Annotated in this window: 21 protein-coding genes; 12 read left to right on the forward strand and 9 right to left on the reverse strand. The window is 72.6% G+C overall.

What is annotated here, in order from left to right:
- Positions 1 to 210 precede the first annotated feature (210 nt).
- The gene (locus FOF48_RS18370; protein ID WP_143903435.1) at positions 211 to 1,653 is read right to left on the reverse strand and encodes an MATE family efflux transporter; all 1,443 of its coding nucleotides are present in this window, start codon (positions 1,651 to 1,653) and stop codon (positions 211 to 213) included.
- Between the two features lie 89 nt (positions 1,654 to 1,742).
- Here FOF48_RS18370 and FOF48_RS18375 point away from each other — a divergent pair, with 89 nt between their 5' ends.
- On the forward strand, positions 1,743 to 2,936 hold the full coding sequence (locus FOF48_RS18375) for a glycosyltransferase (RefSeq protein ID WP_143903437.1): 1,194 nt from the start codon (positions 1,743 to 1,745) through the stop codon (positions 2,934 to 2,936).
- Here FOF48_RS18375 and FOF48_RS18380 read toward each other — a convergent pair.
- Genes FOF48_RS18380 through FOF48_RS18390 form a run of 3 tightly spaced genes read right to left on the reverse strand, consistent with a single transcriptional unit; the run spans position 2,867 to position 5,790 of the window.
- Positions 2,867 to 4,090 (reverse strand): glycosyltransferase family 4 protein, encoded by a 1,224-nt coding sequence (locus FOF48_RS18380; protein WP_143903439.1) that lies wholly within the window; start codon positions 4,088 to 4,090, stop codon positions 2,867 to 2,869. The two genes, FOF48_RS18375 and FOF48_RS18380, sit on opposite strands and share 70 nt — an antisense overlap.
- A gap of 49 nt (positions 4,091 to 4,139) precedes the next feature.
- On the reverse strand, positions 4,140 to 4,874 hold the full coding sequence (locus FOF48_RS18385) for a DUF5953 family protein (RefSeq protein ID WP_143903441.1): 735 nt from the start codon (positions 4,872 to 4,874) through the stop codon (positions 4,140 to 4,142).
- Position 4,875: 1 nt separating this feature from the next.
- Entirely contained in the window at positions 4,876 to 5,790 is a 915-nt protein-coding gene (locus tag FOF48_RS18390; RefSeq protein WP_255442344.1) for a DUF6310 domain-containing protein, read from the reverse strand.
- A 44-nt stretch (positions 5,791 to 5,834) separates the two neighbouring features.
- Here FOF48_RS18390 and FOF48_RS18395 point away from each other — a divergent pair, with 44 nt between their 5' ends.
- The gene (locus FOF48_RS18395; protein WP_186001965.1) at positions 5,835 to 6,644 is read left to right on the forward strand and encodes a hypothetical protein; all 810 of its coding nucleotides are present in this window, start codon (positions 5,835 to 5,837) and stop codon (positions 6,642 to 6,644) included.
- Here FOF48_RS18395 and FOF48_RS18400 read toward each other — a convergent pair whose 3' ends face one another.
- Positions 6,645 to 7,685, reverse strand: a complete 1,041-nt coding sequence (locus tag FOF48_RS18400; protein ID WP_143904217.1) for a pirin family protein — start codon at positions 7,683 to 7,685, stop codon at positions 6,645 to 6,647.
- Between the two features lie 443 nt (positions 7,686 to 8,128).
- Between FOF48_RS18400 and FOF48_RS18405 the strand changes: the two genes are divergently transcribed.
- The 5 genes from FOF48_RS18405 (at position 8,129) to FOF48_RS37560 (ending at position 12,240) form a co-directional block, all read left to right on the forward strand.
- On the forward strand, positions 8,129 to 9,127 hold the full coding sequence (locus tag FOF48_RS18405; protein WP_143903445.1) for a hypothetical protein: 999 nt from the start codon (positions 8,129 to 8,131) through the stop codon (positions 9,125 to 9,127).
- Positions 9,128 to 9,200: 73 nt separating this feature from the next.
- Complete coding sequence (locus tag FOF48_RS18410) at positions 9,201 to 10,175, forward strand: hypothetical protein (RefSeq protein WP_143903447.1); 975 nt, start codon at positions 9,201 to 9,203, stop codon at positions 10,173 to 10,175.
- Complete coding sequence (locus FOF48_RS18415; RefSeq protein ID WP_143903449.1) at positions 10,172 to 10,837, forward strand: hypothetical protein; 666 nt, start codon at positions 10,172 to 10,174, stop codon at positions 10,835 to 10,837. Before FOF48_RS18410 ends, FOF48_RS18415 begins: the two co-directional genes overlap by 4 nt.
- 10 nt (positions 10,838 to 10,847) lie before the next feature.
- Entirely contained in the window at positions 10,848 to 11,243 is a 396-nt protein-coding gene (locus FOF48_RS18420; protein ID WP_143903451.1) for a hypothetical protein, read from the forward strand.
- Position 11,244: 1 nt separating this feature from the next.
- The gene (locus FOF48_RS37560; RefSeq protein WP_143903453.1) at positions 11,245 to 12,240 is read left to right on the forward strand and encodes a hypothetical protein; all 996 of its coding nucleotides are present in this window, start codon (positions 11,245 to 11,247) and stop codon (positions 12,238 to 12,240) included.
- Between the two features lie 3 nt (positions 12,241 to 12,243).
- Here FOF48_RS37560 and FOF48_RS18430 read toward each other — a convergent pair whose 3' ends face one another.
- Positions 12,244 to 12,630, reverse strand: a complete 387-nt coding sequence (locus FOF48_RS18430) for a serine/threonine protein kinase (protein WP_143903455.1) — start codon at positions 12,628 to 12,630, stop codon at positions 12,244 to 12,246.
- Positions 12,631 to 12,897: 267 nt separating this feature from the next.
- On the opposite strand from FOF48_RS18430, the gene FOF48_RS18435 reads away from it, so the two are divergent.
- Both FOF48_RS18435 and FOF48_RS18440 read left to right on the forward strand, forming a co-directional pair.
- A complete protein-coding gene (locus FOF48_RS18435) occupies positions 12,898 to 14,397 on the forward strand; it encodes a HAMP domain-containing sensor histidine kinase (RefSeq protein ID WP_143903457.1) in 1,500 nt (499 codons plus the stop codon).
- A 103-nt stretch (positions 14,398 to 14,500) separates the two neighbouring features.
- On the forward strand, positions 14,501 to 15,112 hold the full coding sequence (locus tag FOF48_RS18440; protein ID WP_255442345.1) for a hypothetical protein: 612 nt from the start codon (positions 14,501 to 14,503) through the stop codon (positions 15,110 to 15,112).
- A gap of 6 nt (positions 15,113 to 15,118) precedes the next feature.
- On the opposite strand, the gene FOF48_RS18445 is transcribed toward FOF48_RS18440, so the two are convergent.
- Both FOF48_RS18445 and FOF48_RS18450 read right to left on the reverse strand, forming a co-directional pair.
- A complete protein-coding gene (locus FOF48_RS18445; protein WP_143903459.1) occupies positions 15,119 to 15,484 on the reverse strand; it encodes a response regulator transcription factor in 366 nt (121 codons plus the stop codon).
- A 76-nt stretch (positions 15,485 to 15,560) separates the two neighbouring features.
- The gene (locus FOF48_RS18450; RefSeq protein WP_235685621.1) at positions 15,561 to 15,842 is read right to left on the reverse strand and encodes a helix-turn-helix domain-containing protein; all 282 of its coding nucleotides are present in this window, start codon (positions 15,840 to 15,842) and stop codon (positions 15,561 to 15,563) included.
- A 476-nt stretch (positions 15,843 to 16,318) separates the two neighbouring features.
- Here FOF48_RS18450 and FOF48_RS18455 point away from each other — a divergent pair, with 476 nt between their 5' ends.
- The 3 genes from FOF48_RS18455 to FOF48_RS18465 all read left to right on the forward strand — a co-directional run bounded on the left by FOF48_RS18455 (position 16,319) and on the right by FOF48_RS18465 (position 21,484).
- Positions 16,319 to 18,139 carry a GDSL-type esterase/lipase family protein gene (locus FOF48_RS18455; protein WP_255442347.1) on the forward strand — a complete coding sequence of 607 codons (1,821 nt, stop codon included), beginning with the start codon at positions 16,319 to 16,321 and terminating at the stop codon, positions 18,137 to 18,139.
- Complete coding sequence (locus tag FOF48_RS18460; protein WP_255442348.1) at positions 18,136 to 20,514, forward strand: serine hydrolase; 2,379 nt, start codon at positions 18,136 to 18,138, stop codon at positions 20,512 to 20,514. The genes FOF48_RS18455 and FOF48_RS18460 overlap by 4 nt, the downstream gene beginning before the upstream one ends.
- Positions 20,515 to 20,599: 85 nt before the next feature.
- Positions 20,600 to 21,484 carry a zinc ribbon domain-containing protein gene (locus FOF48_RS18465; RefSeq protein WP_143903462.1) on the forward strand — a complete coding sequence of 295 codons (885 nt, stop codon included), beginning with the start codon at positions 20,600 to 20,602 and terminating at the stop codon, positions 21,482 to 21,484.
- 64 nt (positions 21,485 to 21,548) lie between these two features.
- Here FOF48_RS18465 and FOF48_RS18470 read toward each other — a convergent pair whose 3' ends face one another.
- The gene (locus FOF48_RS18470; RefSeq protein ID WP_143903464.1) at positions 21,549 to 22,631 is read right to left on the reverse strand and encodes a hypothetical protein; all 1,083 of its coding nucleotides are present in this window, start codon (positions 22,629 to 22,631) and stop codon (positions 21,549 to 21,551) included.
- Between the last annotated feature and the right edge of the window lie 25 nt (positions 22,632 to 22,656).

Below are 22,656 nucleotides of genomic sequence, written 5' to 3' on the forward strand. Positions count from 1 at the left end.
GCCCGCCATGTGTGAAGCCCCCCCGCGACCGCGGCACCCCGGAGCTCGCGGCGGTGCGTCCGGGGGCGCTCCGGGGTTGCGGGAGCCCCCGGTGTCCGGGTCGCGCCCGGCACGCACACGCTGCGAGAGTCCAGGGAAAGTCGGCATGTGGGCGAGCGCTTTCAACTCAGCCCCTGGGCCGTGTGGATTGTCCGCTGGCGGGTGCCGGCATCAAACGTGCCGCAGCTTCCAGCCTCCGCGCCGGAAGAGGGCGGCGCTGGCCAGCCCCAGCGCGCCGTAGGTGACGGCGATGGCGACGAACGCGCCCGTGGGGCCCCAGCCCAGCGGATGGGAGAGGAGCCACGCCAGGGGCAGCTGGAGGCCCCAGGAGAAGAGGCCGTTCACCACGGTGGGCGTGGTGGTGTCCCCCGCGCCGTTGAAGGCGTGAGGCAGCACGGTGACGAAGGCGTAGAGGGCCAGGCTGCAGCTGACGATGCGCAGGCAGCGCGCGGCGTGCAGGGCCACCTCCGGTTCGGAGGTGAAGCGGTGGATGAGGGGCTCGGCGAAGACGAGGAAGCCCACCGCCACCGCGCCCAGGAAGCCGAGCGTGTAGAAGCTGGCGCGCCACGCGGCGCGCTCGGCCCGGTCGGTGTCGCCCGCGCCCAGGCTCTGGCCCACCAGCGTGCCCGCCGCGTGGGACAGGCCCCACGATGGCTGCTGCGCGAAGAGCAGGATGCGCATGGCCAGCGTGTAGCCCGCGAGCGCCGTGCTGCCGAAGGTGGCCACGATGCGCATCAGCACGAGCCAGCTGGACATGCCCAGGAGCGACTGGAGGATGGCCCCGCCGGACAGCCTGAGCAGGGAGCGCAGCGTGGACGGCTCCACGCGCAGGTGCCCGCGGCGCAACTCCAGACGTCCGCTGCCCTTGAGCAGCCGGTACAGCTGATACAGCACGCCGGTGGAGCGGCCCACGGTGGTGGCCAGCGCCGCGCCGGTGACGCCCATGGCGGGCACGGGGCCCAGGCCGAAGATGAACAGCGGCGCGAGCACGATGTTCACGGAGTTGGCCAGCCACAGCGCGCGCATGGAGGTGGCCGCGTCCCCCGCGCCGCGCAGGATGGCGCTGATGAGGAACAGCAGCATGATGATGGGGAAGCCGCCCAGCATCAGCCGCGTGTAGGAAGTGCCTTGCGCCACCACGCCGGGCGCGGCGCCCAGCGCGATGAGGAGCGGGCGCGCGAAGAGGCAGCCCGCGAGCGCCAGCGGCACGGCCAGGGCCAGCCCCAGCCCCAGGGCCTGCACGGCGGTGCTCGCGGCGCGCTCCGGATCCTTCTGGCCGATGCGGCGGGCGATGAGCGCGGTGGCGCCGATGGAGAGCCCCAGCGGCACGGTCTGGAAGAGCGTGAGCACGGACTCGGTGAGGCCCACGGTGGCGATGGCGTCCGCGCCCAGGCGCGACACGAAGAGCACGTCCACCAGGGCGAAGATGGACTCCATCACCATCTCCAGCACCATGGGGACGGACAGCAGCAGGAAGGCGCGGTCCACGGGCCCGGTGGCCAGGTCCTCGGTGGAGCCGCGCACGGCCAGCCACAGGGAGGCGAAGAGGCCCTTGAGTCCCGAGGCGGCAGGGGAGGCGTCCGAGGAGCGCGGGGCGGGAGGGGGTTGCGTCATGGATTGGGCGTTGCAACGGGACGCCTGGGGGCTTTCATCCCTCGTGGTTCCCTGCCTGCCGGCGCTGGGGCCCGGGTAGATTCCGCGACATGGCTTCCGGTCCCCGAGTCCTCCTCCTCGCCGAGCGCTTTCCCCCCGACATCGGAGGGCTGGCCCGCAGCGGCGCGCGCACCGCGGGCTCGCTCGTGCGGCTGGGCGCGCGCGTGGACGTGATGGCCTGGACGCGCACGGCGGCGCCCGGGGCGCTGGAGACGGTGGCGGACGCGGGGGAGGTGTCGCCGTTCGCGAAGGGCGTGACGCTGCACCGGCTGGGGTTGTTCGGCGGCGTGGACCTGTCCATGCAGCACACGCTCGATGTGCTCGGCTACCTGCACGCGCGGCGGAAGTACGACCTGGTGTGGGGGCACTACCTGTACCCGCCGGGCTTCCTCGCGGTGGTGTTCGCCCAGAGCGCGGGGCTGGCGTCCGTGCTCAGCGCGCGCGGCAACGACGTGGATCAGCTGATGTTTCCGCCGGGGGACTTCGCCCGCCTGCTGTGGACGCTCCAGCGGGCGGACGTGCTCACCGCCGCGTCGCGGGACCTGGGCCGGAAGATGGCGATGCTGTTGGGCCGCGACCCGGGCGTGGAGGTCATCCCCAACGCGGTGGACACGGCGCTGTTCTCACCGGGGCCGGCGGACGGGGCGCTGCGCGAGCGGCTGGGCATCGCGCCGGACGAGGCGGTGCTGGGGTTCTCCGGCGAGCTGCGCCACAAGAAGGGGCTGCCGTTCCTCCTGTCGGCGCTCACCGAGGTGCGGCGCGTGCGGCCCGCGTGCCTGCTGGTGATTGGCGAGGTGCGCGCGCGGGACGCGGAGCACCTGGTGGCCTACCGGACGGAGCACCCCGAGGACGCCTCCCGCATCCTCGTCTCCGGCGCGCTGGAGTCCCCGGCGCTCATCGCGGAGCACCTGCGGCTGTGTGACGTCTATCTCCAGCCGTCGCTGTGGGAGGGCATGCCCAACGCGCTGCTGGAGGCGATGGCCTGCGCGCGGCCGGTCATCGCCAGTGACGCGGGGGGCATCCCGGAGGCGGTGGAGTCCGGGGTGAATGGGTTCATCGTGCAAAAGGCGCTCTTGAATCACCTGGGGCAGGCGTGCCTGGACGTGCTGGGCCTGTCGGACGCGGAGCGCGCGGCGTTGGGGGCGGCGGCGCGGGCGCGCATCGAGGCGGGGTTTCAGTCCGGCGCGGAGGCGGAGGTGCTGTCGCGGGTGCTGGCGCGCGCGATCCCCAGGTCGTCCGCGTAGGCGCTCACGAGGGCTTGCTGGGCGCGGCCCCAGGGGAAGTCCCGCTCCACGCGGGCGCGGGCGTTGGCGCTCAGCGCGGCGCCGAGGGCGGGGTGGGCGGCCAGGTCCTTCACGGCCTCCGCGATGGCCTTGGGCGAGCCGGGGCGGACGCGGTAGGCCTCCGTGGCCTCCGCCAGCGCGCGCACCACGGGAAGGTCGCTGACGACGACGGGGGTGCCGGTGGCCATGGCCTCCAGGAGCTTGAGGGGGCAGCAGCCCTGCACGCAGTTGCGGTCGTTGACGGGCAGCGGGACGAGCACGACGTCACAGGCGTGGTGCAGCCGGGCGAGCGCGTCCTGGGGCAGGGGTTCGAGGAGCTCGACCGCGCCCTGGAGCAGCAGATCGCCGCAGCGGTCCAGGAGGGCGCGGCGCGCGTGCTTGCGCAGGGGGCCCACGAGGGTGAGGACCACGGGCAGGTCGCGGCGCAGGAGGCGGCAGGCGTCCAGGGCGTGGTGCACGCCCTGCCACGCGGTCATGGTGCCGCTGTAGAGCATGCGCAACGGGCGGCCGGGCTCCGGGGCGCGCGGCGGGGCGTGGCGGAACACGTCCAGGTCCACGCCGTTGGGGATGACGCGCAGGCGCCGTGGATCCGCGCCTCGGGAGAGGAGGTATTCCGCGGTGACGGCGCTGGGGGTGACGAGGAGGTCGGCGGCCTGGAGGCAGGCGGCTTCCTGCGCGAGGAGCTTGCGCAGCAGCTCCGCGTCGTCCGCGACGTCGGGGTGGTGGTACTTGAGCTCGATGGAGGGCAGGCCGTTGACCTCGTAGACGAGGGCATCGGTGAGGGAGGCCTTGCGCCGGGCGATGGGGTAGCCCTCGAAGATGGAGCGCACGTGGACGACCTTCGCGCGAGGCCGGCCCTGCCACCACGCGCCCAGATGCGAGCGGAACGTCAGCGCCTGGGCGACCAGGTCTTTTCCGCGGGCACCCAGCGGGTGGTAGGTGACGTTCGGGCCGAGGGCGGGAGCGGGAGCGTCAGGCGCGTCGCCGATGGCCACGAGGTCCACGGGTCCGAACGCGGCGCCCAGCGCGTCCACGAAGGCGCGGATGTGCACGGCCGCGCCCTTGGGGGCGGGGAAGCGGTCGAAGGACGCGTAGACGATGCCGGAAGAGGCCACGGCCCGGTGCTACCGCGACGGGGGCCCGGCGGCAAACGGGCCGGGCGTGTCACGGGATGGAGCGTCCGCCGATGGAGGGGAAGCGTTCGTAGGCGCGGAGGAGCGCGTCGAGGTGGCGCGGGTCATCCAGGTCGAGGGGGGCGTCCGTGAGCTGGACGACCCAGCCACCGGTCGCGGTGCGCCGGGAGCGTGTCAGCAGCTCCGCGTCGCGCGCGGGGTCCGGGAACCCGAGGGCCCGCGCGGTGGCGGCGGACCAGTAGTTGAGCCACCCGAGGCGATGTGGAGTCCCGGGGGAGCCCAGGTCCTCTGGGAGCTTGAGCGCTGGAAGTCCTCGGGGCGGGCGAGGGGGCCCATCCAACGAGGGGCTTGTCTGGAGTGCGATGTCCAAGGCCGCACCATCCGGCGTCGAATGTCCCCAGAAGGCGCGAGCCTCCTCCGCCACCGCTGACAACACCTCCATCGCGTTGGAGATCCCAGCCGCGTCCATGGGCCATTTCGCGTGAACTTCCAATTGCGCATGACCGCCAGGAGAAACGCCCGCGGGGCTTTCCCACCCGGTCAGCGTCACGAGATGGTCTTCATCTGCGTTGCAAAGGAGAGGCAGCTCGCCGTCTGGCAGGTCGCGCCGAGGGGCTGGGACGAACTGGCCCTCATCCGAGATCGTCCACGATAGATGCAAGCCGGGGAGCGTGTGCTCCATGGCATGAACAAGGGTGTCACGGCGGCTGTCATCCCGCACGAGCGCGGGCGCGTAGACGATGAGGAGAAGAGGTTGGGTTGCCATTTCAGCACCAATCCATGACAACGATGGTGAGGGAGGGCGCCTGCTTGAGCAGGGCCGCCCTGTGCGCGGCGCTGCGTACTCCGACCGCGAACTTGAATCCACAGGCCAGCGCCAGAGCTCGCTCGCGTGTCAGCTCCGCCGCTTGCTTCCTGACCACGATCTCCTGAAGGGCGGACGTGAACGCATCGAAGTTGTCGGTCTTGATCTCCCAGAGGGTCCGCGTCGCCGGTTGTAGCGCGTCGAAGGCCTTGCCGTTGACCAGGGCGTTGGCGCCCCGGAAGGCGTTGAGCGGGAGGTTGTCCGCGCAGGTGTCGTGCACGCTGTTGCCGCCCTTGGGTGGGACGCGCTTGGGGATGCACTCCGGGCCGCGCTCACGCGGCTCCATGGAATCGGGTGGCCCGGGGGGCGGAGGAAACCAGTCCTGCCCCGCCGCGCCTGCCTGCGCCGTGGGTTCCGATTGAGTCACCCGTTGTCCCGCGACGGGCTGGGTCTCCTCTCGGGGCTCTGGATACTGATGCCGCAGCTCATACGCCTCCAGCTCCTCCCGGATGGCGACCGCCACCACCACCGCGCCGATGATGACCACGGCGCCCACCGCGAGCTCCGGCTGGGTCAGCAGGCAGACGCCGACCAGCATCTCCAGGCTGGCCGCGTCGGCCGTGGCCACGGGGCAGCGGTGCCCGGTATCGCGGAAGTGGATCCTCCGGGTGTCGAGCGCGTGGAAGCACTGCTCCACCACCTGGGACCAGGGGCGGGAGGCCTCCTTCACGACGCACCGGCCTCCGTCCGTCCAGGGCAGCTTCGCCGCCCGCTGGAGGTTGGCGATCCTGGGACTCCGGGGGACGGAGGGCTCCGTCGTCGCGCAGGCGGAGAGGACGAGCAGCAGCGCGAGGCAGGTGCGGAGGGGCATGACCATGTCCTCGCTTCTTCTACCCGATGGACGTCGGGCAGGATGCGCGCATGCTCATGAGTTCCGTGGTGATGGTGGCGCTGCTCGCGGCCCCGGCTGCTCCCAAGTCCCAGCCGCTCACGTGGAAGGTGACCGGCTCGGACGTGACGTTCGAGATGTCCGCCAAGGACCTGCGCGCCCTGCGCGGCGGCAAGGAGGTGTTCGGCCTCCAGTCACGCAAGAAGGCCTTCCTCTCCAGCCTCGCGCCCGACCCGGACGACACCCGGGACCGGTCCGAGTGGGAGGCCTCCCAGTCCTTCACCGTCCTGTCCGTGGTCGGCCCGTGGGTCAGCACCGAACAGTCGAGCGATGGCTACACCGGCGGCGCTCACCCGTACTCGCACACGTCCTACGTCACCGATGACGTCACCCAGGGCAAGGGCGGCTTCTCCCTGCTCTCCGGGTTCGCGGAGCAGGACGTGCTCAAGGCCCTCAAGGCCGACGGCTTCGTGAAGAAGCACGTCCGCGACGAGGCCGCCTTCAAGAACGCCAAGACGGTGGAGGCGATGCTCGAGAGCCTGGAGCCCGGCGAGGACTGCGTGGGCTTCCAGTACGGCCTCGACAACGTGAAGCGCTCGGTCGCGTTCCACCACCTCGAGGGCGACTCCGTCGCCGTGCGCATCGCGTTCGGCTACGACAACGAGTCGTGCCGCGGGAGCAAGTTCGTCGTGGGCGTGCTCCTGCCCATCCCCGCGTCCCTGCGCCCCGCCTTCGACCGCGCCGCCAGCCGAGCCGAGGGCTTCCTCATGAAGGACGCGAAGGCCGTGCACGCGCCCTCCGTGAACTTCGAGTGGAAGCCCCCCGAGGCCCAGAAGCCCTGATCAGGCCGGCCGCTCGACCCGGCCGTCCGCGTGCCGCGCGAAGCGGCCTTCCTCACGGCCGTGCACGGGGGCGTGGTCCGGCCAGGGCCAGCCTCCGAAGCCCGTGCGCTGGTAGTCCGCGAAGGCCTGCTGGATCTCCTGCCGCGAGTTCATCACGAACGGGCCGTACTGCACGACCGGCTCGCCAATGGGACGCCCCTGGAGCAGCAGCAGCTCCGCGGTCTCCGCGCCGTTCTCCAGCGTCACGTCCAGGTCCGCGCGCAGCTCGATGGCGCGCGACGCCGGGAGGGCCCGGCCGCCCACCGTCAGCTGGGAGCCCAGGAAGAAGTACAGCATCCGGTTCGTGCCGCGCGCCGCCGCCGGCAGCGTCCAGCGCGCACCCGGCTCCAGCTTCAGGGTCCAGATGGCCACGTCCGCCTCCGCGCGCGCGGCCCAGGACTTCGGCGGTGGAGGCGGAGCCTTCACGTCACCCAGGTTGCCGGCCACCACGGTGACCTCCGTGGCGCGTCCCGCCGCGTCCTTCACCACGTGCCGGGGAATCACGTGGTCCCAGATCATCGAGAAGTGCGGCGTGACCATCTTGTCCACGCGCGGCAGGTTGAGCCAGATTTGAAACAGCTCCACCGGGTTGGACTGCTCCTGCTTGAGCAGCGGGAACATCTCCGAGTGGTTGATGCCACTGCCCGCGGTGAGCCACTGCACGTCGCCTCCGCCAAAGCGCGCCGCCGCGCCCAGCGAGTCGGAGTGGTCCAGCAGGCCATTGCGGACGATGGTGACCGTCTCGAAGCCCCGGTGCGGGTGCTGGGGGAAGCCCGGCACGACGGTGCCGTGGTACATGTTCCAGCCGTCCCGCCCGCCGAAGTCCTGGCCCAGGTCGCGGCCCGCGAGCGAGGCCTCCGGCCCCAGCGAGGCGTTGCCCCGCGGATACCGGTCGTTGTGATGCACGCAGAAGAGGAACGGATCCGGCGTCCGCCAAGGCGATGGGGACGGCCCGAGTGGATCCACCCGGAGGATGGCTTCTGGTTGCTGCTGCGGATTCATCTTCTGCTCCTCTGTCTTTCCCGCGCCGCGTGAGCATCCCGCGGCGGTGGTGACTCCCGCCGCCGCGATCAGCTTCAGCGCCGCCCTGCGGCTGACTTCATCCACGGTCCACCTCGCGCCCGATGCCGTTGGGGCCGTTCCATTCTACCTAACGGCCCGCCGTCCACCGCGCCCGCCCCGGCGCCGGGGACCCTCGGGGAGCGGGGCCCTGCTCGCACGGAGGGTGCTCCAGGCCCGAGGAGCCAGGTCTCCAGGGCCCTGGCGATGGGGCTGTCCCCCGCCGCGCTCCCGATGCGCGCTCCCGTGTCCCAGGCCCTGGACGCCCTGCCGCGCGCGAGGCACCCGGGCCGCCGCGGGTCGCCCGTCCCGTTTGACGGTCCTTCGCACGGGCCCCTACGCTCGAACGCGGTCCGCCCACGAGGCGCCGCAGGGAGTCCATCGCCGTGGCGCTCAACATCACCCGCTTCCACACCGCCTTCCGCTACCAGTCCCGCGCCCCCGTCCCGGAGCTGCTCCGGGACCTGGAGGTGCTGGGACGGCTGGATGCCAGCGCGGAGAAGCAGCTGGGCGCGATGAACCTGCTCACGGGGTTCACGCTGCTTCCTGGCGGGATGCTGGCCCTGCTGACCTATGGCGTGTGGCATGGCACCGTGAAGGCGAACGTGGAGCTGGCCGAGGAGGGGGTGCGGCTGCTCCAGGCGGGGGCCCTGGTCGCCGCGACCCTCATCGTCGCGGGGGTCTTCCTGCTGCTGCGCCGGTCCACGCTGAAGCCGCGCGACCTGGACAACCGGCGCTATGGGCTGGCCCGGGTGCTGCTCAACCGCTTCCAGGTCGACCTGGCCCCGGACGCGGAGGTGCGCCTGCGGCTGGACCTGCGTCCGCCCGACGTGCGCGAGAAGCGCGTGAAGGAAGACGACCTGCCGGGCGGGTGGTTCACGCGCTTCTACGTGGACCCATGGTTCACGCTGGAGGCCCGGCTGGCGGATGGCACCTTCCTGCGGATCCACATGGTGGAGCACCACCAGCGGCGTGAACGCGGCAAGACGAGCGCCAGCGGCAGGTCGAAGGTGAAGACGAAGCAGAAGGGCTTCGCCCGGTTGCAGGTGTCCGTGCGCGTGAAGCCGGAGCGCTACCCCGGGCTGGAGACGCTGAAGGCCCGGGCCACTGCCGCCACGCGCCTGCCCCGGCGCGTGGCGCTGGAGCGGGTGCGCGTCGGAGCGGACCGGCTGTCCCTGCGGGTCCGGTTGGCTGATGACTGGGTGGCCCGGGCGGAGCGCGCCCCGGATGATCCGGAGACGCCCGCCTTCTGGAAGCAGGCCCTGGCGAAGGACGACGCGTCACGCACCGCGACGATGATGCTGCTGAGCCTGTACCAGGTGCTGGGCCATGCACGAAAGGACGGCAAGCGGCGCGCCTCGCGGGGACGGCGCCAGTCGGTTTGACCTGTCCGTAGGCCCCTCCTAGGCTGCCTCGCGGTCGGCCCATGGCTGGTGCCGCTGAACAAGGTCCCCTCTCGTGGCGCTCGATCCCATCGCCTTCCAACAGACGCACCTCTACGCGATCCGGGCCCCGGTGGAGGAGGTGCTGGCCGACCTGAAGACCCTGGAAGGGATGGACGTGGAGGCGGAGGAGAAGCGCGGCCTGCTGTGGGTGGGCGCCTGGGGCGCGCTCCTCTCCAGCATCGCCCTGTACTGCCTGGTGGGGGTCCTCTGGATGGAGAATCAGTCGCCGGAGCTGCGCGCCCGGTTCTCCTTCCTGCCCGCGCTCGTGTTCTGGGTCCCCTTGCTGGCGTCGGTGGTGCTCTTCATCGTGCGCGCCCGGTCCCGGAAGGCGGACCTGGAGAACCGCCGCTATGGGCTGGTGGCCCGGCTGCTCCAGCGCTTCATGGTGGACCTGGAGCCGAACGCGCCCGTGGACCTGAAGCTGGACCTGGCGCCCATCGACGAGTCGCACAAGTGCGTGGGACGGCCCAGCCGCGGCCGGTGGGACTGCGAGGACTTCACCGATGCGTGGCTGTCCCTCCAGGGCCGGTTCGCGGACGGCACGCACCTGCACCTGTCCATGGTGGATCACCTGCAGAAGCGCAAGCGCACCCGCCGGAGCGCCAGCGGCAGGACGAAGATCAAGAGAAAGACCAAGGGCAAGTCGCTGCTGCAGGTGGCGCTGCGCGTGAAGCCGGAGCGTCACCCCGGCCTCGCGGAGCTGGGCTCGAGCGCGCAGCGCGCGGCCCGGCTGCCCCCAGGCATCCGGTTGTCGCGGCTGGAGGTGTCCGAGGACCGCGTGGCGATGCGGGCCCTGCTGCCCCAGGACTGGGTCGAGTGGGCGCCGAAGCCCCCGGCCGCCCCCGCCGGCAAGAAGGGCCACCGCGCCCCGCCTCCCGGTCCCCAGGACGCGTCGCGCGCCGCGACGATGATGCTGCTGAGCCTCTATCAGGTGCTCAACTTCTCCAGCTCCCTGCGCAAGTTCGGGAGTGTGAGGGCCTCCCCGTGAAACCGCGTGTCCTGTTCATGCTGGTCCTGGGCGTGCTCGCGGCCCCCGCGTGCTCGCAGGGGGGCGCACCCGCATCCAGCGCGCCGTCCACCTTGGCCGCTTCCGCCGCCGCCACCGAGGCGCACGAGGCGGGCGCCAAGCTCAAGTTCAAGGACGGCGACGACCGCGAGCGCTTCTCGCTCAAGCTCAAGGACGACGGCGCCAAGCTGGTCGACGGCGAGGACAAGGAGGTCGCCCGCTACAAGTGGAAGGACGGCGACCTCAAGGTGTCCGGCCCGGACGACGCGGTGCTGGCGTACGTCACGGGGGGCCCGGACGTGTTCCAGGTGAAGGACGCCGGGCGGCAGGCCGTGCGCTACACGCTCGCGCGCGACGGCGGCGGCTGGAAGCTCACGGACGCCCGGGGCGCGGTGCTCTACACCGTGGCGACCGGCGGCGAGGGCGCGTCCGTGAAGGGCGCGTCCGGCGCGGAGGAGCTTCGCGTGAAGGTGCGCGACGGCAAGCTGTCGCTGCGCGACCCCGCCGGGAAGACGGTGCTCGCCACCAAGACGCCCGTATCGCCAGAGGCCGCCGCGTGTCTGGGCTTCGCCTCGCTGGACCTGCCCCTGCGCATGGCCCTGCTCTTCCGCCTCAAGTCCCCCGCGGGCGCCGCGTCGCCCTGAGCCCTCCGCCATGCTCCCAATCTTCTCTTCCGCCGAGCAGTGCCTGGAGACCACCGGCTTCCTCTTCTCCCACCCGTGCAAGCGCAAGGCGTCCACGCAGTGCGCGCGCTGCCAGAAGCCGGTGTGCATGCTCCACGGGCGCATGCTCGACGGCGCGGAGAACGTGTGCGTGACGTGCGCCCGGGCGGCGGACAACGGCGACGAGAACCGCGACCCGTCCGACACGTCCCCGGACGAAGCGGAAAGCGACCCGAGCTACTACTACAAGGACTACGGCTATTACGGCCGCGACGCGTGGTCCACCTCCGGGGCGTCCCGCGACCGCGACGACTTCACGGAGGCGGACGGCGCGAGCGTCCGCCGCGAGGACGACGCCTCCTTCGAGGAGGAGCTGGGCGGCAGCTGAAGTGGCCGCGCGACGCCAGCACTGGCGCTTGTACGCGCTGGGAGGAGGCCTGGGGCACCTGACGCGCGCCGCGGGGCTGGCCCGCGCCGCCGTGGCCCGGGGCCACTCCGTGGAGGTGCTCACCAACAGCCCGTTCGCCGCCGGCCTGCCCCTGGAGGCGCTGCTGGGGCCGGGCGCCACCGTGCACCGGCTGGACGCGCGCCTGGACAAGGCCGCCACGGTGGCGGCGGTGACGGCGTGGCTCCAGGGCGCCCCGCCCGACGTGCTGGTGGTGGACACCTTCCCCCGGGGCCTGTTGGGAGAGTTGGTGGCGTTGCTCCCCGCGGTGCGCGCGCCGCGCGTGCTGGTGCACCGCGACCTGAACCCCGTCTACGTGGAGCGCTTCGACGTGGCCCGCGCGGTGGAGGCGTTCGACCTGCTCGTCGTGCCCGGCGAGGACGCCCCCTTCATGCACCACCCGCGCGCGGTGCGGACGGCGCCGTGGCTCCTGCTGGACGCGGACGCGCTGCTGCCCCGCGAACAGGCCCGGAGGCGGCTGGGGCTGGAGGACACGGACCCCCGGCCGCTGGTGGCGGTGATGGGGTGCGGCCGTCCGGAGGAGGTGGCCGAGGCCGGGGACACCGCCGCCCGGCTGCGTGTGACCCTGGAGGGTGGGGCGGAGGTGCGGTGGCTCGTGCCCTCGGGCGGGGGCGCGGGGCAGGCCGTCTGGCCGGCGCTCGCGGTCCTCCGGGGCGTGGACGTGCTGGTGGGGGCGGGCGGCTACAACACCGTCCAGGAGGCCCGGGCCACCGGGACCCCGCTGGTGGCGTGGGCGCATCCCCGGCTCTACGACCGGCAGGCGGTGCGGCTGAGGGATTCGGAGCGCGTGGCGGACGCGGCGGACCTGGAGGCGCGGGTGGTGGCCCTCTTGCGTGAAGGGCCCGGCGTGCGTCCTGGCGCCTGGGTCAACGGCGTCCACCGGGCGGTGGAGGCCATCGAGCGCACCGCGAGAGGGTAGGGCCTAGTGCTTGAAGCCCTGGTGGCCGGCGGCCGGCTCGATGCCGTGGGCCATGACGAAGTGGTAGAGCACCTGGGGGTCCTCCTTCGGTCCGCCCATCAGCTCCACCAGGAAGTGGCCCTGCTGCGGATCCGCGTCGGGATCCGGCGAGACCGTGACCTCCGTGACCTCGCGGCCCACCATCACCATCTCTCCCACCAGCGACTTGCCCTTGATGAGCTGGAGGACGTGCTGGCGCTCCTCCTCCATCAGCATCCAGTGGAAGTCGTCGTGGTCGAACAGCGTCATGTCGGCGGAGCCGCACCGCAGGATGCAGTTGGTGTGCTCCTGGAGCCAGCGCCAGAAGGCGTCGAAGTTCAGGGTGCGGGCCGGTGGTGAGAGCAGATCCATCGGGTGACCTCTTCAAGCAGGGCGGACGCCCGGGTGCCAGGAAGCGCATCGGGCCGCGTGTGCGTGCTGCCTAGCATGGCCGGGCCCTGGGGGGCCGGCTCCTTTTCAAGGCAGGGTCTGACGGCCATGGGGAGGCGAATCCACGATATCGGACGCTTGTTGCTTTCCTCAGGAACAGGGCGGCGTTCGCGGCAGTTGGCGCCGCCTGGAGGGAGGATGCACGAACATGACGACGGACGCCGCCCGCGGCCCCGCCCGAGAAGTGCCATGAGCCTGCGCGCCTTCTTCTCCACGGTGGTGGGGGGGCTGGTCCTGCTCACCGTGGTGTCCGCCACCCTGCTCGTGGTGCTGACGACCGTGCTGGAGCGCATGGCCGCCACGCTGAGTGAATCGGTGGACGGGGTGCGGCAGGCGGAGGAGCTGGAGGTGGACCTGCTCGTCCACTCGCGCCTGCTGATGTCGCCGGGCAGCCCCATGCTGGCGGACCCGTCCCGTGACCGCACGCCGCCCCAAATCGAGGATGACCTGCACCGCCAGATGGAGGACCTGCGCGCCACCGCCAGCCCGGGCGAGGAGAACCAGGTGCTCGATGAGGTGCAGGAGCAGGTGAACGCCTACTTGAGCGCGCAGCGGAAGGTGGCGGACGACCCGGACCAGGTCCAGCCGGAGCAGCAGGCGCGGGTGCTGGGGGCGCTGAACCAGGCGCTGCGTTCGCTGGAGCAGCTCATCCAGATCAACGTGGATCAGGCGCAGGAGGCCCGGCAGCACGCGGCGCACTGGAACGAGACGGCCAACCTGCTGGGGGTGGTGCTGGGCCTGCTGCTGGTGGCGACGCTGGGGATGGTGGTCTTCTGGCTGCGGCGCTTCGCGCTGCGCCCGGTGGCGGAGCTCCAGCACGCGATGCGCGCCTTCGGCACGGGCCGCAACAAGGACTCGCGGGCGCCGGAGGAGGGCCCGTCGGAGATCCGCGACATGGCCCACACCTTCAACGAGATGGCGGAGAGCCTGGCGCACCAGCAGGAGCAGCAGCTGGCGTTCCTGGCCGGGGTGGCGCACGACCTGCGCAACCCCCTGTCCGCGCTGAAGCTGTCCACGGCGTTGACGGGCCGCGCGGAGGTGACGCCGGAGCGGATGCAGCGCACGTTGGAGCTGGTGCGCCGGCAGGTGGCCCGCCTGGACCGGATGGTGGGGGACCTGCTGGACGCCACGCGCATCGAGGCGGGCAAGCTGGAGCTTCAGCCGGAGGTGCGCGACACGCGGGAGCTGGCGCGCTCCGTGGTGGAGCTGTACCAGTCCAGCGACTCCGGGCACACGCTGGACCTGGTGGTGCCGGACACCGCGGTGCTGGTGCGGGCGGATCCCGCCCGGCTGGAGCAGGTGCTGACCAACCTGGTGAGCAACGCGCTCAAGTACTCGCCCGCGGGCAGCCGGGTGGAGGTGTCCGTGAAGGGCGATGCGCGGTCCGCGGTGCTGACCGTGGCGGACCAGGGCATCGGCATGTCGGCGGAGGAGCTCAAGGGGCTCTTCGTCCCGTTCCAGCGCGCGGGCAACGCCCGGCAGCGCGCCCCCGGGGTGGGGCTGGGGCTGTCGGTGTCGCGGCGAATCATCGAAGCGCACGGCGGCTACATCGACGTGGAGAGCTGGCCCGGCCGGGGCTCCGTGTTCCGCGTCCACCTGGCCCGGGTGATTTCCAGCGGGCCGGAGCAGCCCTCCGCGACCGACGCGGAGGACGACCCCGCCAACGGGGACCCTGGCGCCGTGCACTGAGGGCGGAGCCAACCGTTGCCTTGAGCGCGGCCGGGTGACGGGAAGGGATGCGCCCGGGCGGAGCAGGGCGTAGCTTCCGGCACCCATGTCAGGAACCGTCTGGATGATGAAGCGTTCGTGCCGGGCCATGCCGCTCGCCGCCCTGTTGGTGTTGGGAGGGTGCGTGGGGCGCACGCAGTCCGCGCCCCCCGTGTCCGCCGAGGAGCCCGTGCAGGCGGCGCCGCCCGCTGTCATCCAGTCCACGGAAGGGGGCTTCAGCGTGGCGTTCCCCGGCCCCGTCACCGAGGAGCGGCGCGTGCAGCCCACCGACGTGGGCGAGGTGACGCTGCACACGTTCATCTCCGCGCGGACGCAGGAGGACACCGCCTACTACGTCTCCTACACGGACTTCCCGCCCGCGGCCGTGGCCCAGGTGAGCCCGCGCGACGTGGTGGACCGCGCCAGCCAGGGCGCGCTGGAGGCCCTGGGCGCGACGGGCGTCACCGCGAAGCCGCTGGAGATGGAGGGAGGCTTCCCGGGCCAGGAGGTGGGCGGCGTGTCCGGCCCGCGCCGCCTGCGAGGCCGCTTCTTCATGGTGGGGCCGTGCCTGTATCAGCAGCTGTTGCTGCACCCGGAGGGGCGTCCGCCGAAGGACGCGGATCGCTTCTTCGATTCGTTCCGCCTGGACCCGGGCGTGGCGGGGCGGCTGGGCGCGCGGACTCCGCCGGGCACCTGAGCCCGGTCAGTGCACGGCGCGCGCGTACCGGCGCACGCTGGCGACGAGCGCCTCGCGGTCGAAGGGCTTGGAGAGCACCCCGCGGATGGCGGGGTGTTTCTCATCGCGGGAGCTGATGGCCACGACGGGCACGTCCGCGAACCGGGGCAGGTGGTGCAGGGCGTCCAGCAACCTCCAGTTGTCCCTGCGCGGCGCCCACATGTCCAGGAGCACCAGCGCCGGGGCCGGATGGGCTTCCAGCCACGCGAACGCCTCGTCACCGGATGCGGTGGCGGCGACGGTGAACCCCTCGGCGAGGAGGATCTCCACGAGCGCGTCGCGCAGGTCGCTGTCGTCCTCGACGATGAGAAGGGGGGGCGGCGCGCGGCTCATGAGGGCCGACGCATAGGTCAGACGTGCGCGGGGGGACAGGGAACATCTGCCGGGTACGACCGGCAGGGCGCGCGGCTCAGGGCTCGTCGAACATGGCCTGGAGCACGCGCCACGCGAGCTTCACCTCCGAGCCGCTGCGGCACGCGAGGTAGTCGCAGATCTCCGCCACGCCGTCGCTGCGCTCCATGTCGAAGGAGTGGAAGAGCGTCTTGAGCGACACGTCCAGTCCCACGGACAGCTTGCCGAGCGTGTCGAGCGACGGCGAGAAGGCGCCTCGTTCGATGCGGCGGATGGCATCCACCGACAGGTCACTGCGTTCAGCGAGGGCCTCTTGCGTCAGTTCACGGCTGTTGCGCATGCCGCGGACGTGGTCGCCGAATCGCCGGTGGAGCTTCGTCCACGTTGTGAGCCTGTTCTTCCCCATAGATGGCGGCGGATAATTTGGGGGCGCCCCGCGCCATGTGAAGGGAGCATGTTCGCGGCCGGACCCTGCATTTGCGCTGGGCGGAGGAAAGCGGTTCTTCCCGGCACGGCTCCAGGGCTGGAGCGTGCGGTGCTGGACGGATGGGCTGTTCGGGAGGGAGCACCGGGGCGGCCCGCGGGGCGGCCGAGCATGTGGTGGGGAACATGCGCGGGCCCGGGGTTTCGTCTACGCTCGGCGGCCACATGACGGTTCCCGATGTCTCGCGGGGGCTCCGGCGCGCGTGGTTGCTCGCTGTCCTGGCGGGTGCCCTGCTCCCCGGGTGCGAGCCCCGCACACCCCCTCACCGGTTCCCCCTCACGCCGACCTCGGAGCAGTCCGCCTCGCCGGACGCCGCTCGCAAGGAATCGTCCGTGCGGCCCGGCTCCGTGGAGGAGCAAGCTTCCGCGCGGCCCGGCTCCGTGGACGAGCAGGACTCCACGAGGCCCAGCACCGTGGGTGGGCAGGACTCCGCGCAGTCTGGCTCCGTGGAGGAGCAAGCTTCCGCGCGGCTCGGCTCCGCGGAGAAACAGGACTCCGCGCGGTCCGGCTCCGTGGAGGAGCAAGCTTCCGCGCGGCTCGGCTCCGCGGAGAAACAGGACTCCGCGCGGTCCGGCTCCGCGGAGAAGCCAGACGCCGTGCGGCCCGGCTCCGTGGACGAGCAGGCCTCCGGGAGGACCGGCCCCGTGGAGGATCAGGCCTCCGCGCTGTCCCCGGTCGAGGAGGCCGCGACGTCCGAAGCCTCTCGTGGCGAGGCGGATGCGGGACCGGGTGCACGCGCGACGACGGGGGAGGCCGTGGCGGGCGCACGCGGGGTGACGGGGGCTGCTCCACAGGCCGGGGCCTCCGGGCCCGGCGGCGCGAACCCGAAGCCCCGGCGCTCCGCGTTCCGTGCCCTTCCGCCCACCACCGCGCGTGCGCAGCGCCTGCGCGCGTTGGCCACGCGCCTCGGTGCGACCGGCGCGGCGGTGGAGGCGCCATGCCTGGAGTCCTCGGACACTGGCTGCGCTCGCGTCGCGCTGACGCCGTTCTTCATGTCGCTGGACGGGCTGCGGGAAGGCACGACGCAGACCCCCACGGTCATCGCCGCGTTCGGCAACTCGCTCATCGCGGGCGACCGCATCGTGGACATCGTGCGTGATGAGCTGGTGGCCGCCTTTGGTGGCGCGGGCCGGGGCGTGCTGTTGGTGGACCGCATGGCGCCCTACGGCGGAAGGACGCGCACGGCCGCCGTGAGCGATGGCTGGGAGCCGCGCACCCTGGGCGAGCTGCACGCGCCGCCGCACCCGTTCGGCATCACCGGCGTGTACCACGTGGCCACCGAGAGGCGCGCGCGGGGCCGCTTCAAGCTGGACGGAGAGCCGCGCGGAACCCTGTGGTGGAAGGACATTGCGGGCGCGGGCCGCCTCGCCGTGTCGGTGGACGGCACGGTGCTCACGCGCACGGAGCCCCAGGGGGACGGCGCCAGCCGCACCACGTCCTTCGACCTGCCCCCGGGCGCGAAGTGGCTGGACGTCACGGCGGAGGGCGAGGGCGCCATCGTCCAGGGCGTGGTGCTCCAGAAGGACGCGCCCGGCGTCGTGCTGGACATGCTCGGCGTGCCGTCCTCGGACGCCACGCTGTACGCGCGGCTGGAGGAGGACGCGCTGAAGGCGCAGCTCCAGCAGCGGGACCCGAAGCTGCTGCTCTTCTTCCTGGGCGGCAATGAGTCCAAGCGCCTGGAGTGGAAGCGCACGGACCTGCCCACCGTGCGCAAGGACCTGACCACGCTGTTGCGCCGCACCCATGCCGCCGCGCCCGGGAGCGCGTGCCTGGTGGTGGGCCCCATGGACGCGGTGCAGGACTCGCACGAGAAGGGAAAGCCCCTGTCGCAGCGGCCGTTCCTGGAGGCGGCCATCACCGCCGAGCGCGAGGTGGCGCTCGCCGAGGGCTGCGGCTTCTTCAACCTGTACGCAGCGATGGGCGGCGCGGGTTCGCTCGCGCGCTTTGATCAAGCGGGGTTCATGCACGAGGACCTGGTGCATCCGCGTGGCCAGGGCCTGGACCTGCTGGGCCAATTGGTCGCGGACGCGCTGATGGCGGCGTGGGCGAACGAGGGCGCGACGCCCGCGTCAGCGCTCACGTCCTCGCGAGCGGCGCCCCCGGCGCGTCCCGCGGGTCACGGAAACGGTCGGAGCGCGGAGGTCGTGCCATGAAGCGGAGCCTGGTCGCGCTGTGGCTGTTCGTGGTCGCGGGGCCCGCTCTCGCCGTCCCGCCGGCACCCGCGCTTGCCGCGTCCACGCCGGCACCCGCGCCTGCCGCGTCCACGCCGGTGCCCACTGCGTCCACGCCGGTGCCCGCTGGGTCCACGCCGGTGCCCGCTGGGTCTACTCCGGCGCCCGGCTCGAAGGCAGCGCCGCCCGCGCGGGAGCCCAGCGCGAAGGCCGTCGCACCCGAGTCCGACGCGAAGCCCGGCGCGGAGTTCCCGCCGGAGGTGCAGCGCGCGTTGGATGCGCTGGTGCGCGCGGACCTGAAGCAGGGCCCCACGGCGGGCCTGTCCGTGGGCGTGATGCGTGGCGGCCAGCGGTGGATGAACGGCTATGGCTACCGCGACCTGGCGAAGAAGCTGCCGGCCACGGTGCGCACCACGTACCGCATGGCCTCCATCACCAAGTCCTTCACGGCGGTGGCGGTGTTGCAGCTGGCGCAGGAGGGCAAGCTGGACCTGGACGCGGACATCCACACGCTGGTGCCCGAGTACCCGGTGAAGCAGTGGCCGGTGACGGTGCGGCAGCTGCTGGGCCACCTGGGCGGGGTGCCCACCTACGACAGCCCGAGCGCTGGCAAGAACACGAAGCCGGTGACGACGAAGGAGGCCATCGGCCTGTTCGCGGACCGCCCGCTCATGTCCGAGCCGGGCACGCGCTACTTGTATACGACGTGGGGCTTCAACCTGCTGGGCGCGGCGGTGGAGACGGCGTCCGGCCAGTCCTATCGCGAGTACCTGCGCGACCACGTCTTCGGGCCCGCGAACATGAGCCACGCGGACCTGGACGAGCTGAGCACGCGCGACGCGCAGCAGGCGGTGGGCTACCGCGTGGCCGGCAGCGCGCTGAAGCCGTCGCGCTTCCTGGACGTGACCAGCCGCTTTGGCGGCGGCGGCACGCGCGCGACGGTGGAGGACCTGCTGGGCTTCGCGCGCGCCGTGCTGGACCACACGCTGGTGACGCGCGAGACGATGGGCCGCATGCAGGCGACGATGGTGACGCGCGACGGCCGCATCACCGACTACGGCATGGGCTTCGCCACCTATCCGCTCCGGGGCCACTACATCGTCGCGCACGCGGGCGGACAGCCCGAGACGACGACGCTGCTGGTGCTGCTGCCCGCGGAGGACACCGCCATCGCGCTGGCCACCAACGTGGAGGACGAGGGGAAGCGGCTGCGCCGGCTGTCCATCCGGTTGATGGAGATCGTCCTGGACGAGGGCGCGCCGGGCCGAGGCGCCCACCTCACCGACCCCGTGGACGCGGTGGAGTACGAGGGCATGGGGCGGCTCGCGAGCTACGGGCTCGCGTACCACGACTGGGCCACGCGCGGCCCGGGGACGCTGCCGCCGGAGCCGGACCTGGCGGGTGCGTTCGCGAAGGTGTCCTCGCTCTTCGACCGCGCCATCATCGTCAGGGACCCGCGCGGCGCGATGGAGCGGATCCGCGGCGCGCACGAGCCCCGGGGCGAATCGCTCTTCATCCGGGTGGGCGCGCACATGGCGGCCACGGTGGAGCGGGCGCTGGGCGCGGAGCGGCTGCGCGCGTACCGGACGCAGGGCGCGGCGGCCTTCTTCGCGGACTACCTGGCCGCGTGCGAGTCCCTGAAGTGCCCGGACGCGGAGCGCTTCAGCGCGTCCGTGCGCGGCGACGTGGCCCGCTTCGTCGCGGGGTGGAAGCGCGCGGAGGTGCCGGCGCTGCGGCGCTCCCGGCTGGAGGCCACGAAGGATCCCGAGCGGCTGTGGCCCGCGCTGAAGGAGGCGGCCGTGCGCGCGCCCGCGGTGCGGCCGGACTACACGGATGAGCTGGTGACGCTGGCGGACCGGGCGAAGCGCAAGCCGGTGGACCGGATGCGCTGGCTGGAGCGCGCGACGGAGCTCCAGCCGGAGTCCATGGACGCGCACCTGGCGCAGGCGGTGGGGCTGCTGGAGGAGGACCGGGAGGCGGAGGCCATCCCGCACGTGCGCGAGGCCTTCGAGACGCCAGAGGGGTCGCTGGTGCTGTCGCCCGCGGGCTTCCTGAAGCGGCTCGTGGACATGCGCTCGCCCAAGGTGGCGAGGGGCCTCTTGCGAGCCGCCGTGACGGTGCACCCGGACGCGCCGGAGCTGTGGGAGGCGCTGGCGAAGCGCGAGCGGGCCTTGGGGGACGCGGGCGCGGCGAAGGCGGCGCTGGCGCAGGCGAAGCGGGCCCGGCAGGCGAGGGCGGCGCAGGAGGCTCGGGCGCCGCGTCCGCCTGGCGGCGCGTCCGCGCAGGACAAGGCCCCCAGCGGAGCCCCGTTCCCGACCGTGCCGGTGGTGGACCCGGAGTCCTCGCAGGAGCCGTAAGCCTGGAGCGCCGCCTCGCGCCCGCCGTGGGGCCCGCGAAGGCTTCGTGCGTGACGGGGCCAGGGCCGTGCGAGGATGCGCGGCGATGAAGCCTACCTGTCCCTCCTGTCGTGCCCCCTTCGCTCCTGGCGCGGAGACGTGCCGCGCGTGTGGTGCGCCGTTGCTGTTGACCGCGGACGCGGGTGGCGCCGAGCCCGTCTGCGCCGTGCACCCTCAGTGGCGGAGCGTGGCGACGTGCCCCCGGTGTGGTGTGTTCGCGTGCGCCCACTGCCTGCGCGCGGGCCGGGAGGGCGCGATCTGCGCCAGCTGCCACGAGCGTGAGCCCCTGGGGCAGGTGCCGTGGGACCAGCGCGAGGAGCTGGGGACGCTCAAGGCGTTCTGGAAGACGTGCTTCGGCATGTTGCTGCGGCCCACGGAGACGCTCCGGGGCCTCAACCCGGATGCGCCGGTGAGCAGCTCCCTGGGCTTCGTGCTGCTGTCGGCGATCGCCGGCTTCCTGTCCACGGGCCTCGTCTACACGGTGTTCATCGGCCTCATCCTGGGGCTGGTCCCCGCGAAGGATGCGAGCGCGGAGGATCTGGAGTCGATGAAGCCGTGGTTGACGGCGGGCATGGCGCTCTGGACGGTGCTGATGCCCTTTTTCAGCACGGGCATGACGCTGGTGAACGCGGGCCTGGACCACCTCATCCTCCGCATGGGCGGCGTGGAGCGAGGCTTCTCGGTGACGATGCGCGCGCACGCGCTCTCCCAGTCGCCGTACATCGTCGGCGTGATTCCCTTCGTCGCGCTGTACGCCGCGCCCTTCTGGGCGGCGGGTCTGCGCGCGGTGACGTACCGCGCGCTGCACAAGACCTCCTGGGGCACGGCGATCGCGGGCGCGTTCCTGGCGCCGGTGCTCTCCTGCTGCGTCTGTGGCGGCGGCTACGCGGTCATCATGTTCGCGACGCTCAAGAGCGCGGGACAGTTCTGAGCGTCACCCCGGGGCCGGGGCCCGCGCGCGGCGGGGCTTCCAGCGCGGGAGCCTGGGGCGCGGCCTACGGCTGCCCGGAGGTGGCGGTGGCGCTGCGTGGCACCCGCGAGCCGGGCTGGGGCCAGAAGCGCGCGTCCCGGAAGCCGTCGAACGACGCGGCCAGGTGCCGGGAGCCCAGGTCGTAGACGCGCGCCTGCGTCGTCCCCGCGAGCAGCAGCAGGTCTCCGCGCGCCGTCACGGACACGGGGCTTCGGGCGGGGAGGGCCAGCCCCTCCGGTTCGGCGAGGTGGCCGTCCTCCACCTCCCAGCGCACCGGCATCATCAGGGAGGTCTGTTCGCCCGCGGTCTGCCACGCGTAGATCGGCTCGCCCCGGGACTCCACGCGGGCCCAGCCGCCGAACACGTCATGGCCCCGGTGGGGCACCACCGCGTCCAGCCGAGCGGCCTCCTGGCTCCCCTCGTCCAGCGCCTGGACGCTCAGCGCGTCCGGGTCCCCGGCCACGGTGGAGGACACCAGCATCCCCGTCGTGGTGAGCGCGAACACGGCGTCCGCGTCACCGCGCGTGGCCACCGTCTCGATGCGCTTCCACGCCCCGCTCTCCAGGCGGTACGCATGCGCGAGCCCCGCGCCCTCCTCCGTCTCCGGGATGGGGATGCGCCGACCCTCGAAGAGGAAGTAGTCCTTCGCGCCGTCGTCCCTCCGCACCAGCTCGCCGGTGTGCGCGGTCAGCGCCACCAGCCGCCCCGCCGAGTCGAAGCCCACCGCGCCCGTCAGGCCCTCCTCGGGCAACAGCTGCGCCGACGCCTGTCCCGCCGTCAGGTCCACCATCCACACCCGCCCGGGCCCCCGCGCGCTGCCGCCCGGGTCGCGCACGGCCGCGTGCAGGCCATCCGCGCTCCACGCCAGCTGGAGCCCGTCACATGGCGCATCCACCATCACCAGCGCCCTGCGTCTTCCGTCCGACTCCAGGCGCGACCACGTACAGCCCGACGGCGCCGCGTCCTGCAACACGGACAGCGAGAACGGAGCCACCTTCACCAGGGCCACGGCGGGCGCGGCGGAAGGCGCGGCCGGGGAAGCCTCCGGGGGCTTCTGGCAGGCACTCGCGAGGAGCACCGCGCTGACGAGGCATGAGGTGCGGACCATGTTGTGACCCTCCCGGAAAAAGATG

It is taken from the genome of Corallococcus sp. Z5C101001, assembly GCF_007352635.1.
GTDB lineage: Bacteria > Myxococcota > Myxococcia > Myxococcales > Myxococcaceae > Corallococcus > Corallococcus silvisoli.